Source organism: Sphingobium sp. IP1, assembly GCF_002708645.1.
In the GTDB taxonomy this organism is placed as follows: Bacteria; Pseudomonadota; Alphaproteobacteria; order Sphingomonadales; family Sphingomonadaceae; genus Sphingobium; species Sphingobium yanoikuyae.
This window is the reverse complement of record NZ_NOIW01000039.1, coordinates 17,603-29,953: the sequence shown is the minus strand read 5'-3', so window position 1 is coordinate 29,953 and position 12,351 is coordinate 17,603. Positions and strand designations below refer to the sequence as shown.

General features: G+C 63.5%; 11 protein-coding genes. 2 read left to right on the top strand and 9 right to left on the bottom strand.

Translation table 11 applies throughout. The features are described from left to right. Window positions 1-19: 19 nt before the first annotated feature. The 9 genes from CG471_RS14865 to CG471_RS30995 all read right to left on the bottom strand — a co-directional run bounded on the left by CG471_RS14865 (window position 20) and on the right by CG471_RS30995 (window position 10,703). Window positions 20-1,489, bottom strand: coding sequence for a strawberry notch family protein (locus CG471_RS14865; RefSeq protein ID WP_306552750.1), 1,470 nt, complete (start codon window positions 1,487-1,489; stop codon window positions 20-22). Further along, a complete protein-coding gene (locus tag CG471_RS31705; RefSeq protein WP_306552749.1) occupies window positions 1,423-2,292 on the bottom strand; it encodes a hypothetical protein in 870 nt (289 codons plus the stop codon). The genes CG471_RS14865 and CG471_RS31705 overlap by 67 nt, the downstream gene beginning before the upstream one ends. Before the next feature lie 122 nt (window positions 2,293-2,414). Next, window positions 2,415-4,091 (bottom strand): chromosome partitioning protein ParB, encoded by a 1,677-nt coding sequence (locus CG471_RS14860; protein WP_099232347.1) that lies wholly within the window; start codon window positions 4,089-4,091, stop codon window positions 2,415-2,417. A gap of 52 nt (window positions 4,092-4,143) precedes the next feature. Beyond that, window positions 4,144-4,629, bottom strand: a complete 486-nt coding sequence (locus tag CG471_RS14855) for a hypothetical protein (protein WP_099232346.1) — start codon at window positions 4,627-4,629, stop codon at window positions 4,144-4,146. Between the two features lie 4 nt (window positions 4,630-4,633). Beyond that, window positions 4,634-6,475 carry an integrase gene (locus CG471_RS14850; RefSeq protein WP_099232345.1) on the bottom strand — a complete coding sequence of 614 codons (1,842 nt, stop codon included), beginning with the start codon at window positions 6,473-6,475 and terminating at the stop codon, window positions 4,634-4,636. Next, complete coding sequence (locus CG471_RS14845) at window positions 6,472-8,220, bottom strand: hypothetical protein (RefSeq protein WP_099232344.1); 1,749 nt, start codon at window positions 8,218-8,220, stop codon at window positions 6,472-6,474. Before CG471_RS14845 ends, CG471_RS14850 begins: the two co-directional genes overlap by 4 nt. After that, window positions 8,213-9,364, bottom strand: a complete 1,152-nt coding sequence (locus tag CG471_RS14840; RefSeq protein ID WP_099232343.1) for a tyrosine-type recombinase/integrase — start codon at window positions 9,362-9,364, stop codon at window positions 8,213-8,215. The genes CG471_RS14845 and CG471_RS14840 overlap by 8 nt, the downstream gene beginning before the upstream one ends. Before the next feature lie 98 nt (window positions 9,365-9,462). Further along, on the bottom strand, window positions 9,463-10,017 hold the full coding sequence (locus CG471_RS14835; RefSeq protein ID WP_099232356.1) for a ParB/Srx family N-terminal domain-containing protein: 555 nt from the start codon (window positions 10,015-10,017) through the stop codon (window positions 9,463-9,465). 32 nt (window positions 10,018-10,049) lie between these two features. Continuing rightward, on the bottom strand, window positions 10,050-10,703 hold the full coding sequence (locus CG471_RS30995; protein WP_234792453.1) for a toprim domain-containing protein: 654 nt from the start codon (window positions 10,701-10,703) through the stop codon (window positions 10,050-10,052). Window positions 10,704-11,340: 637 nt separating this feature from the next. On the opposite strand from CG471_RS30995, the gene CG471_RS14825 reads away from it, so the two are divergent. Together CG471_RS14825 and CG471_RS14820 are read left to right on the top strand one after the other, a co-directional pair. Beyond that, window positions 11,341-11,922 (top strand): helix-turn-helix transcriptional regulator, encoded by a 582-nt coding sequence (locus CG471_RS14825; protein WP_180275712.1) that lies wholly within the window; start codon window positions 11,341-11,343, stop codon window positions 11,920-11,922. A 63-nt stretch (window positions 11,923-11,985) separates the two neighbouring features. Beyond that, complete coding sequence (locus tag CG471_RS14820) at window positions 11,986-12,336, top strand: hypothetical protein (protein ID WP_099232355.1); 351 nt, start codon at window positions 11,986-11,988, stop codon at window positions 12,334-12,336. The last annotated feature ends 15 nt before the right edge of the window (window positions 12,337-12,351 follow it).

Here is a 12,351-nt window from a genome sequence, read left to right as displayed (position 1 = left end):
TTCCGCAGTCTGGCGGGGCCTACGCCGCGTTCCTGCGCATTATCGCTTCCTCGCGATAAAGTATCTTATGCGCAGCTGCGCATAACACAGCCCAACCATCGGCATGGGCGTTGTAAGTCTCGATCTGGGCCGGGGTGAGCGGATGAACGAGGGGATCATATTCAACGCCGCGGAATGTCAGTGCGCGCGCCGTGTAGAGCCCGAGGGCTTTCAAATCGCGCGCGACGATTTCCATCGCGGCGATCCCGCCCTTCTCGATGCCGCTCATGAAGGCCGCACGATCATCGAACGACGTGCCGGCGCCCCAAAGTCCAAGGCGGATCGCGTAGCAAAGATTGACAGGGTCCGTGGCGCCGGTCGCCGAAATGTAGAGAATGCGGGCGCGTGGGCGCAGGTTTTGAAGGCGAACGCCGGCCAGACCCTGATCTGATCCCTTCTGGGCGCCGAACCTGGTTTCGGTACCGGCGGCATTCGCCATTTCGTGCGCTTCATCAAAGCAGATGACGCCTTCGAAATCATCTTCGAGCCAGGCCAGCAGCTGCGAAAGGCGGGAGGCAGCGTCGTGGCGCTGGGACCGGAGCGTCGCATAGGTCAGGAAGATGATGCCGCTTTCCATCGTGATCGGCGCCCCGAACGGAGTGGTCTCCAGTGGCTGGATGTCGATCGGCAGGCCGCCTAGCGCCGCCCAGTCACGGCGGGCATCCTCTATCAGCGCGGCGCTCTTGGAGATCCATACAGCCTTGCGGCGACCGCGGCTCCACTGGTCCAGGATACAGGCTGCGACCTGCTGCCCTTTGCCGACGCCAGTGCCATCGCCGATGAAAAAGCCCATGCGATAGGCGCGCCCCGCGCTGTCGGGCATGAGCATCGTGCCGGCTTCATTGGGCGCATGGAGCCCCGGCAGATCGCGCTCGAATGCCTGTCCCGCATAAACCAGGGTTTCGAGCTGGGCGTCCGACATCGCGGTGACAGCACTGCGCGGCAGCATAGGGACATAGGTCGGTGCGGGAGGAAGGATCGAGGACATCGCAATCGACTCGACCAGCTGGTCGGGATGCGGCTTTCCGCCCGGAATATCCATCCGCGAGAGACGCCAGGGCACATAGATGCCGATCTGCTCGTCGGCGGGTCGCGGCGTTTCGAGAACAGCGTAAGCGAGCGGCTCTACCGTCGTATCCAACGCAGCGGCAGCGCGCGGGCTGGGCTTGCGGCGAATTGTTTTAGAGGGCAGCGCCATCAACGGCGCGTGAGTTCTGACAGGCATTCGCATCGGGATCCATGCTTTAGTCGTTCCTGCCGGCTTGCGCTGCGCGCTATCGAGCGATCCCAGCCTTGGCGGCATCGATAGAATATGCGGCAGGGCCGCTCTTATGTCTGGCACGCAAATCCGTTCCGGCGCGCCGGTCCAGCCTTTATCGTAAATCAGCAGACGTACCGACACGCTGGTGCCATGTTTCGCGAACGGCCGGCCCTGGATCGTGATTTCCACGCGCGGCGGGACAAGGTCAGCGACAGCCCGGTAGCCTTTCTCCCCGCTTCCAACATGGGCAAATGCCGGCGACATGATCGCAACGCATCGGCCGCCGGGCGTCCGACGCGCGAGGGCGGAGCGAAGGTGCCGGGCACCGGCATGCGTGTCGCGCCCCGCTGTTCGCTGCGGGCGAAAGGTGGGTTGATAAGCACGACATTGGGCCGCACGGCTGTAGGTAAAAAGTCGTCAATGAATTCGGCATCATGACAGCTGACTTCGGCACCCAGCGCCTGCCCAAGAAGGCCGGCTCGCACGGGATCGCGTTCGTTCAGGAAAAGGCCCGCGCCCGCCAGTTGCGCAAAAATGGCCAGAAGCCCGGTACCAGCAGAGGGCTCAAGGACCAGGTCGTCGGTCCCGATGGCGGCAGCGCGTGCTGCGAGATAGGCCAGTGGCAACGGCGTTGAAAATTGCTGCATGTCGACCTGGCGCTCCGATCGGACCGACTGGGTTGGCAGCCGCTCGGATCGCGCCAGCAGGTCAGCAAGGACAGCTTCGGGCGACGCCTCGTTCAACGGATCTCGCGTGAGCGCCAAGGCCTGAGCCGTCTCCAGCGCGTCGAACGCCTCGCGCAGCGACCAGACGCCCGTCTTGTCGCCAGCACCGAAATGGGCGGTCATCAGACGGGCGAGACGGTGTCGGCTGATCGGCTGACCGCTCGCTATGAGTTCGCAGAGGTCTTTCGCGACCGAAGCGAGAGTCCAGATTTTTTGCTCGTGCGGCTCGGTGCCAGCGCTAACGGCGGCGAAGAGATCTGAGGTCATGGCAAGCTCCTGATGCCCGCAGCTGAACGGCTCCAGGCGAGATCGTCGGACGCCAAGGCCTACCCGACTTCGATGTTCGGAAAATTTGGGCGAGGCTCGCATGCGGCCCCGCCCACGGTCGTTCAGGCCGCTTCGGGCAAGTCGCTCTGCTGATCAGCGGACGCAGGCTCGCCGTTGGGGGACTGCGGCTCGCTCTCCTGGGAAGCGAGATCCTCAAGCGGACCAAAGCGCATCGCGTCCGGTAGCCATTGCATCGCTCGATCCTTGATATCGGCTTCGACGATGATCTGGCCGCCAAAGAGCTTTTCGGCAGAAAGCGCGAGATCATGCTTCTTCGAGCCGCTGTACCGGCTGCGCAGTTCGGCCCCACCAACCTCGTGGAAATGGTCCAGGATCGTTGGCTTGGCTACGCGATCGAAATAGCGTCGCGCGGTCGGACGCCACCATTGCGCAACATCGATGTCGAGCTTGGTCCCGAGATGGTCGATGAGCATGGCCGAACGCTCACCGGCGGGCACCGCATGGAGGGTCCTGGCGACCGCCCAGCCAAGCCAGGCCGCCCGCGCCGTATCGGCAAGCGCGCAGAAAGCGTCGTAACGTTCGCATATCCCGCCTGCATCGATCCAGCTGCGGTCGAGGCTCGCCTGCAATTCGTCCCAGCTTTCCGCAGCGGGCGTGTCGCTCTCGAAGTTGCCGACGCGTGAACTGGGCACGGTTGCCCGCAGATCGCTTGGCATGTCGTAGCGATAGGCGACCGCCGCGTCGGCCATGATGAACGCGCCAAGGTCGAGGGCAAAATGGGGATCGCTCGCGACATGGACCCGGAGGATTTCCGTCTTCATGAGAGCCAGTTCCTCCGCCAGCTTCTGGCTGATCGGCGAGCGTCCGGAAGCCTCATCGACTGGCTCATCGGCGCTTTCATGGTCCTCCTCGGATTCGATATCGGCATCCCCATCGATCTCGGGTTCAGGCTGTGGGATCGCATAAATCTGTTCGTGAAGCCGCGGCGTGCCGTCATCACCGATCACGAGATAGGCCAGGGACGCAGCCTTCTGGTCGGCCCCCAGCACCAGCGGGCGCTCGGTCAGGCCCTGATATTCCGCTTCCAGCGCCTCGATCCGTTCGATCTCTTCGTCGGAATAACCGTCTTCATCGGCATTTTCGGCAATCGTCTCCAGCTCGACTTCGATCGCGCGCTGCCGATCCTCCTCCTCGGGGGTCAATTCCGCCGGTTCGCCCTCGACAGGATCGAGGCCGATGGTTTCCATATAGGGGATACGGCTGTGGCAGACGACGCGCAGTTCGCCGAAGCCCTCGGTTGATCGCAGATCCGCGGCTGCCGCCTCGAGGCGTTCCTGCGCCAGCGTTTCGACAATGTCGCTGTCGATCCAGTTCTCGCTCGCATTGTCGGAGAAGAGATCGCCATCGATCCTGCCACCTGCAGCTAGGTAGGCGTCGCGCCCTATGAGCATGGCCTTGGGATCATTGCCCCGATAGAAGCCGGAGCTCAGGCGGCGGCGGATTTCAGCGCAGTTCGTAGCATAGTAGCCGTCGGCAAGTTCTTCGAAGACAGCTGCCTGGCGGGCAGTGTCGGTGATGCTGCCATAGGCCTTCGCAACGTCGAGCGTAATGGTCCCATCAGCGAGGGCGTCAAAGACGGGGTCAGCCAAGCCAGCAAGCCGCAGACGCCCCAGCACGAAACGCTCGGTGAGGCCAAATCTTATGGCAACGTCCGCTGGGCTCTTCTTCTCGGTCTCGATGATCGTCTGGAATGCACGGCACTCCTCGGCCGGCGACATGTCTTAGGTCATGTGTCAACTGTCCTTCGAAGCATTTTCTGGCAGATATCCGTCAGTTTCTGGTCTTGTTGTCGGGTGACACTGTCCTTCGAGCTTTGGTGGTCGCTGGCACGGCGCGGAGCGCCGTGTCACGCTCGGCGATCAGCCGAGCGTTGTGACGTTGGTGGCGGTGCGCTTCCGCTTCGGCTGTGAGGGCGCGCTGCAACAGCAGCGCGTTCTCGCTAACCAGGCGACGCTGCTCTTGCTTCATGGTGCGGATGAGGCCGTGCAGTTCGTCGAGCTTGTCCTGCCAGGTCGTCACCGGCTTGATTGGATCGCCGAGGATGGCGTGAAGGTCGTCGATGATATCACGATGGTTGGTGTAGATCGTGTTGCGCGCGACCCCGGATTCGCGCGCGAGGGTCGCGACGGTGAGCGTATAGCCGCGCTGATGCAGCGGGTGGACCGGGCATCCTTTGCGCAGCCGTTCGAACGCAGCGTTGAGCCGGGCCTGGGTCTGCTGGCGACGCTGTTCATGACGATCGGGTTTCCTAGGCATTGGATCATCCCTCATCGAGCTGGGTGAGGATACGGTCGCATTCGGCGACCCTGGCCTCAGCAAGCGCACGACTGCCGGCATCGAGCACCGGCTGTTCGAGCAGTTTCAGATTGCGGGCACGGCGCATTTCCCACACGGACCGATGTCGGGGCGTGACCGCGAAGTTGGCGCAGGTCGAGCAAGTGGTCTCGGTCCTGAGCACCGGATTGGGGCCGGCCTCGCCGCCGAAGCACGCCGAGGTTTCGGGGCGATAGACGCAGTAACCCCAGTCGCACACGCCGAGCCGCAGGTCGGTTTCCGCCATGAGGAAGTCCACATATGCCTGCACGTCGCCATTCCGGGTGCAGCCGCGGAACCGGGATCGTGCCGCAATGACGCGCCCGGCCTTGCCGCCGAGCGCGGTTGCGGTCAGCATCTCCTCCAGCGCCGCTCGCGTTTCCTCCTGGGCATGACGGTCGATCAACTCGTCGAGCTGGAAGTCGGTGCCGACGTAGCCGCTGTCGGTCATCGCGCGCGTCACATGGCCAAGATGTGCCTGGAGCGCGGCGAGCCCGGTGCGGTCGCGCTTGCCGACGAACCGCGCGAACGTCTTGCGGCCCTGATGGGTGTTGAGGTGCCAGGGCTTGCCCTCGTGGAGCGGCAGGCCGATGAACGGTGCGAACAGCAGATTGAGACGACGGATGATCGTATAAGTGGCCGGCAGGTCGATCTCGACGGCAGGACCGATGAGGCCGGTGCTCGATGTGATCAGGAACAACTCCTTGCGCCGCGACCGGCGCCGCAGCCCATCGGTCAGCTTCTCCATCACTGCGACCGCACGCACGACCGGCTCGGGCGCGATCCAGCGGTGGGCGTCACCATGATAGCCGCGTGAGGTCTTGAAGATGCGGCCCGTAAGATAGGCGAACCGCTCGTCACCCGTAGCGGAAGGGTGACGTTCGATGCATCCGGCTTCCAGCCCAAGGATCTCCGAGAGACGGGCGCCGACCAGCCAGGCGATCGTCACGAAGCAGGCATCGTAGAGCCGGTCGGCAAGGTAGCGCACGGTCTTGGTGCTCGTCACCGGCGCCCGATGCCAGGGGGCCTCCTCGCCAGACAGCACCTGGAACCGGAACGGCGCGATCGCGTCGATGACGCGGAAGCCGGCCTTGGTGGGAGAGAGCCCGGATGCGAGCGCCGCGTCATAGGCCGCCTGCGCCTCGCCTTGCAGGGCGAGGATATCATCGGCCGCCGGTCCGATCAGCCGCAGCGCCGACGACAGTAGCGGCACCGCGATCGCGTCGGGCGTATAAGGCAGCCAACCCCGATCACTCCTTTTGAACATGCCTGTCGTGCCCGGGAACGGATCACCGATGGCGACCGTCGGGTAGCGCGCGCCTTGCAGATAGATCAGGATGAGCAGGCTGCGATAATGATGGAGTGTGCCCGTCTTGAGCAGTTCGCCCTTCGGGTTTCGGCGCTCGGCCATCGCCGCCATGAACCGCTCGCTTGCGCCGCGATCAAGGTCGGCGAACCGGCGATAGCCCTGATCTGCCATCCAGCGGATGAGGAGGCGAAGCCCCTTGAACAGTCTCATGAGCGTGCCATCATGGACGTGCCTTCGCCCCGGCGGGGGATCGACCTTCGCGCTCCACAACAGGGTCTTTGCCGCCGCCAGCCAGGGCAGGAGCGCAGGATCGGTGAACCGCCCTGTTGCGACCGTAAAACCCCAGTCGAGCGAGTAATCGCCCCGACTACAGCCGGGCCGGATGTCGTCCAAGTGCCACATGTCGTCGCTGAAGCGCGAGCGCGACGATATCGCGATGTCGGGCGCGAACGCCGCCGCCTGGGCGAGCAACAGGATCATTCCAGCACCGGCAAGGCAGGCAGCCCCGCCATGATCGCCCGCGCGGCATCGTGCAACTCGCCGGGGAAGTCGGGGAGGATATCGCCCGTGAGGATGCGATGGCTCTCGGCGTAGATCAGTGCCCAGCGCGTCGGATCGATCCGTCTCCGTGCTTCCTCCAGCGCTGCGATCGCCTGGAGGATGCGCGCCAGATGCTCGGCATCCAGCGGGATCACCAGGCCCGGACAGCGCAGACACGCCCCGAGCCGGGAACAGGGCCTGCCCGGCCTGTCGCCGTCGAGCAGATTGAGGCAGTCATGCCCGAACGGCACGCTCGCGGGCATTGCCGCCGGCGGCGATTGAGAGACGGTATTTTCCCCCATCACCCATCCGATCATCAGCACCTGCGCGCGGGCGATCGTCTCGGCCTGGATGCGCGCCGCCTCCGGCCCGCGCACATAGCGTTCGGTCGTGTCGATGCGCGCATGGTTGAGTAACGCCTGCGCCGCGATCAGATCGCCCTGGCTCGCGGTATAGACCTGGGTCGCCGCGCTGCCGCGCAGGAACGCCGCCGCAAAGTCGGGAAGCGGTTCGCGCCATCGTTCGGGCGCGGCCCTGTTCCAGATCGCGATCCGGACATTGGCGCGGTCGATAAACTTCTTGATGCCTTTGCCCAGCGTGCTCATCGATACGAGGCGCACCGTGCCGAGCTTCTCGCTCTTCATCAGGAACAACAAGTCACGCTCCTGCACGCGGGCCTGGCTTGCAAGCGGCGCGGTCATGGCGATCAGCCGATCGATCAGATTGGGCGCCGCATAGGGTCGCCGACGGTCGAACGAACGGCGCTGCGCCCGCTTCACCTTCGCACCAGCACGCGACTTGCCCCAGTCGATCATCACCCGATGCTCGTCGAGCGGATGCGGGCTCTGGCAGTCGCGGCGCAGACGCCGCAACGGGTCGGGATTACCGGCGGTCTGAACCGCGAGCCCGAGGAAGAAGGCCGGAAGATACTCCAGTGTCAGATGGAGATAACCGGACAGATGCCGCAGCCCGCCACGCGTGCTCAGCGTGGAGACGCCATAGGGGACCTTGCTCGCTGCCGTCACCACGCCATTGCCGACGCGCGCTATTGTGCGCACGAACCGGCACGTCCGCGCATCAACACCTGGCACCGCGCCGCGCGTGGCGAGGATGCGTTGCCCGGTCTCGAACCGGTCCCAAGCTTCGTCGATCTCCTCATAAGCTGCCTGAAGGATGCTTTTGAGCACCGCCTCGCTGAGCTTGGGTCGCGGCGTCGGCGACCGATTGGGCCAGGGATTGTAAGGGAAGTCGATCCGGCTCGGCAGACGATCGGGCGCGTGCCGCTTGGTCCAGTCGACCAGATAGCGCAGCACCGCCAGCGCATTGGCTTTCGAAGGTGCGGTCCAGCCCTTGCCATCCGGGCCTGGCTGTCGGTTGAGCCAGTCCATATAGCGCCCGACCAGTGTGGAGCTGAGGTCGGCCGCGCCAGCCACCGCATCCTCCTCTCGCGCGAACGTCGCGAACAGGCGCAGCGCACGATAGCAGCCGCGCTGCGTATCCGGACTCGATCCAGCGTGATGCCCCCGGAACGCTTCGGCCAGCAGCACCGTCACATCACCCGGAAGCCCGAGCCTTCCCAGATCGAACCGCTTGTCCACCTCGCCCCAGGCGTCGCGGAACAGGACGATGGTATCACTCGCCTCCCTCGTCACCATGCGCCGGTTGATCGGTGCCCGCCTAGCCATCGTCGATCAGCGCGCCGTAAAGCCAGGCGATGCTCTCCTCCAGTTCGGCACCATGCATTTCCACGCAGCGCAGATAGATGGCAGTGCTGGCGATCGACCTGTGTCCGAGCAGCACCTGGACCACCTTGAGCGGGTTGATCTCCGGTGTCGTGCGCGCCTGCCGCTGGAGCTGCGCCAGCATCGTCATCGCATAGCAGTGCCGCAGCCAATGGCCGGTCCCGACCACGCCGGCGGCCTTGAACGCCGCGCTCATCGCAGCCGTGAACCGGACTGGACTGACCGGCGTGCCCCGGCTCGTCAGGAACAGCGCCGAAGGTGCTTGCCATGATGGATCAGCGCGGCGCAGCCGCCGGATCAGCGGGCCGCGCACCTCATCGATGTAGCGATGCGTGGCGTCGAGCAACCGGATCGGCGGATAGACCGTGCGCGGATAGCCGCCCTTGGTGATGCTGAGCCCGATCCCGACCAGCGGATGCTCATCGGCGTCGAGATGAACGGTCTCCGGCACCTGGAACAGCTCCAGCGCGCAAAGCTCCTTGCGGCGCATTCCCGTCACCAGCGCCCAGCTTGCCATAAGATCGTAAGGCGCCGCCAGCGCACTGAACAGCCGGCGAAGCTGATCGGCGCGCAGGGCGCGCGGCAGCCGCTCGGCCTGCGGGACGGTCAGCACATTGGCCGCGACGACGCCGGGACGCACATCGAGATGCGCGAGCATCGACTGCCGCCGATGCGATACACGCACGTCGATGTAATGGAACGGCAGCTCCGCGATCCAGCTCCGCTGGTGCGCCCAGCCATAAAAGCGGCAGACTGTGCGGACCCGATCGTTGATCGTAGAGCGCCCATAGGGCCGCTTCGTGTGCGGGCTCGGGCGTTCCAGCATCCGGTTGCGCCACGCCGCTATCTCGCGTTCGCCAACCGCGTCCCAGGCGATCCGGGATTGCTCCAGGCTATCGAGCCAGTCGTGGAGATGTTCGCTATAGGTGCGGATCGTCTCGGCCGCGTGGCTGCGGCCCGGGATGGTCGCCAGTTCGTGCAGATACGCGAACGCAGGCTCGATGATCGCCATCCCATCATCGACGATGACCGGGAAGTGCGCCGGGATGTCGCCATAGCCCGGCAGCGCTCTGATGATACGAGCCATCTGTCCTCCGTGGCGCGTCGTGCGCGCCCGATAGCAGGACAGCTTATTGCCGTTCAGAGCCCATGATTACGCTCAAAAGGACAGTTTCTGCCCCATGCTTAAATGTGCGGCGCGCTCAGGCGCGCCGATAAACCCAAGGGCGTCCGTGTGACGGACTCGTCGCCCCCGATCGCAAGCGGGACAATACCACAACCGCCGCGCAAGTGCTTGTTCCAGGCCGCCCTCCGCCAGCTCTTTGGGTAAGCGCTGCGGGCGGCCTGGAACAAGCACACCACTCTCTTATCCTTCCTATCGAAGGACACTCTGGAGACATGACCTAACATGTTGAGCCGATTGAAATTTTCAACAAGGCTGATCTCTGCCGCGTCGTTTCGATTGCTCAGCAGCTTCACCATCACCGGGTAATCGGCCGGCAGCTTGCCCTCATTGATCAAGGCCTTGAGCTGGGTTAGACGGCGACCGCCGGCGGTGATCTGATATTCGCCCTTCTTGCGGGCCACCGGCAGGCCAATGAGGTTCTGGATGATGCCGCGCGCGAGGATGCTGGCCTTGAGTTCGCTATCGGCCACGGGGTCAGTCCGCTTGCGGACATTGGAAGGAGCGATCGAGAGCTTGGAAGCGGGAACCTGGATGTCGGGCAGTGCCTGGGACATGAGCTTTCTCCTGTTCGCGGGCGCCCTGACCATCAGGCCGCATTCCGCTCCCATCCCAACCTCGCCTTCCCTCCTGCTCGGAGCATGTCGTTCCAGTCGTTGAACGGCGCCGCGGGCCAAAGGACAATTATATCGCGTCCCGGAAGCACGTAGCTCTGCAAAGCCTTGTTCACGGCCCGCCTGCCTGCATGGTCGTTATCGGCGAGGAGGATTAGGCGCTTGATGCGCGAGGGGATGTCGATCCGATCAAACCGCTCGGCGCCGAGGCTCGCCCAGACCGGAATGGAGAGAAGCAAGGATGCCGAGAGGGCATTTTCCACGCCTTCTGCCAGTCCCAACGTCTCCATCGGTTCAAACAGTTGCACGGCATCTCGATATAGAGGACCCAGTGCGCGCTTTGTCCGGCGTAGCAAAGCCGGCCGACCATTGGGCTGCAGGAATATCCGTTGAACAGCTGCCAGACGACGCGGTTGCCCGACAGCGATAAGCAGTGCGGGCAACCGTCGAACCGATCGACCTCGCCCCAAGGGTGTGGCCGGGTGGTAGCGCATGAGATCATGGATCGCCGGAATTGACCGGTTACGCAGATAGCGCTCAGCCGGGGTGCCGCTGACAGGTCGTCCTTCGCGCCAGAGACGAGCGGCATATCGCTGCATGTTGGTGGCAGGCTCGAAACGCTCGACCATTCGGCTCTGCCCTTCAGGAACATCGAGCCTCTCGCGTCTGAGCGCCGCCAGAATTTCGGTAATTGTGCAGCCGGCAAAACATTTGAACAGAAGGGCAGTTCGACCGCACCGCACAGACAGGCTCGGCGTACGATCCTCATGGGCCGGGCATCGGCACATGCCCCGCCCGTTGGACCAGACGCCCCCGAGTTGCCGGACAATGTGCTCTCCGGCTGCTGTCACGTGAGCGCTCATGGCAAACTCCGCGCGTCAGCTGTCAGAATGTTCGCGTCAGCGGGAGCGCGATGGCGAGGAATGGGCCAACCGAAGGGACGTGATTGCTGTGAAGGATCAACATGCTTTCGACCGGACCAGTCCGCCTGCGAGGGGATGGCGTGGAGGCAGTTTGACAGGCCAGTGGCCAAAAGGCTGTGGTACATGGAGGATATCCTGAGGTTAGCATGAAGCCGACCTCTTCCCTCCCCCTTCTCTCCTGTTCGGTCCCAGGCGGTACCCTAGTGGCACCATAGCGTTCGATATAAGAGCGTTGCTTTTGCGTGTCAGTTTGATGACACTCTCGGCTCATCGAAACGGATCGGCCACCTCGCCTGGCTCTCCCGGCTATGGTCGCCGACGCATGCAAGGGTCGGGTCGCACCGTGACAAGCAACATTCTGCCTCCTGAGCTGGAGAAATATCGCGCAGCCCTCGAGTCGCTGAGCGATCGTCAACGTGAATGTCTTGTGCTTGTGGCGCGCGGAATGATTTCCAAGCGAATCGGCCCTAAGTTAGGTATCAAGCCCGGCACGGTAGACAAACATGTTGATAAAGTTCGACTTGCGCTAAATGGGATGAGCCGCGCTGACGCAGCGCAAATCGTTTTGGCCTTCGAAACGGCCAGCAAAACCCAATTTGTCCATTCCTATTTTTTACCACCCCCCGAATCGCTGGTAATTTCCTCCGATGTCGAGAGAGCGGCAACTATCCCCGCTGATCACGAAGCGGATAGGCATCCGGACGATGATGGGCAGTTTGTTGAGGAACAGGGCAGCTATACGCTCGAACGCCTCACAACCTCCCTCGTCGACTGGGTCCCGCTCCGCTCAGGCAGGAGACCGAGTAATGACCTGAACCAATCAAAAGCCATCGTTACCGCAGCGGCACTGGGCGCCTTGGCGCTGCTGCTTGCCGGCTCGGCCATATCGCTTCTTACGGTCATGGACAGTTTAACCCACCCGTAAGGCCACCATCCGACAATCAATTTTATGAACCATGCATTCCTGTGGAATGCGGGAGGAGGCATCATGCCCAGACAACGTCAGATTATCGCCCATTCGATCGCCCAGCGACTGCACGCAGCTGAAGAAGCTATCGACCTTGCGGCGGCTCGTATCGCCGAACTCAATGCTGCCCTTCCCCTCGCCCGACTTGAGGGGCGCCTTGGAGCGGCGATCGGGCAGGACGCATTTGCCTCATCCGCCTCGGCCATCATGCTGGTCGTCAAGACGCGGGCAGAGCTCGTCGCGACCCATGACCAGCTCAAGCGCGTGAGTGACGACATCGGTCTTGGCGAGCAGGCCTATGGCGATGTCTTCAAGGTTGCAAATGGCCAAAGCCAGCAGCCGGGGGTACCGAACCATCTCCGCGCCGCCTGAGCGATGATCGTCAAG

Excerpts from the sequence above, each read along its gene's own strand:
- CG471_RS31705 (WP_306552749.1), bottom strand. The coding sequence starts at position 2,292 with ATGACCTCAGATCTCTTCGCCGCCGTTAGCGCTGGCACCGAGCCGCAC.
- CG471_RS14860 (WP_099232347.1), bottom strand. The coding sequence starts at position 4,091 with ATGTCGCCGGCCGAGGAGTGCCGTGCATTCCAGACGATCATCGAGACC.
- CG471_RS14855 (WP_099232346.1), bottom strand. The coding sequence starts at position 4,629 with ATGCCTAGGAAACCCGATCGTCATGAACAGCGTCGCCAGCAGACCCAG.
- CG471_RS14850 (WP_099232345.1), bottom strand. The coding sequence starts at position 6,475 with ATGATCCTGTTGCTCGCCCAGGCGGCGGCGTTCGCGCCCGACATCGCG.
- CG471_RS14845 (WP_099232344.1), bottom strand. The coding sequence starts at position 8,220 with ATGGCTAGGCGGGCACCGATCAACCGGCGCATGGTGACGAGGGAGGCG.
- CG471_RS14840 (WP_099232343.1), bottom strand. The coding sequence starts at position 9,364 with ATGGCTCGTATCATCAGAGCGCTGCCGGGCTATGGCGACATCCCGGCG.
- CG471_RS14835 (WP_099232356.1), bottom strand. The coding sequence starts at position 10,017 with ATGTCCCAGGCACTGCCCGACATCCAGGTTCCCGCTTCCAAGCTCTCG.
- CG471_RS30995 (WP_234792453.1), bottom strand. The coding sequence starts at position 10,703 with ATGGTCGAGCGTTTCGAGCCTGCCACCAACATGCAGCGATATGCCGCT.
- CG471_RS14820 (WP_099232355.1), top strand. The coding sequence starts at position 11,986 with ATGCCCAGACAACGTCAGATTATCGCCCATTCGATCGCCCAGCGACTG.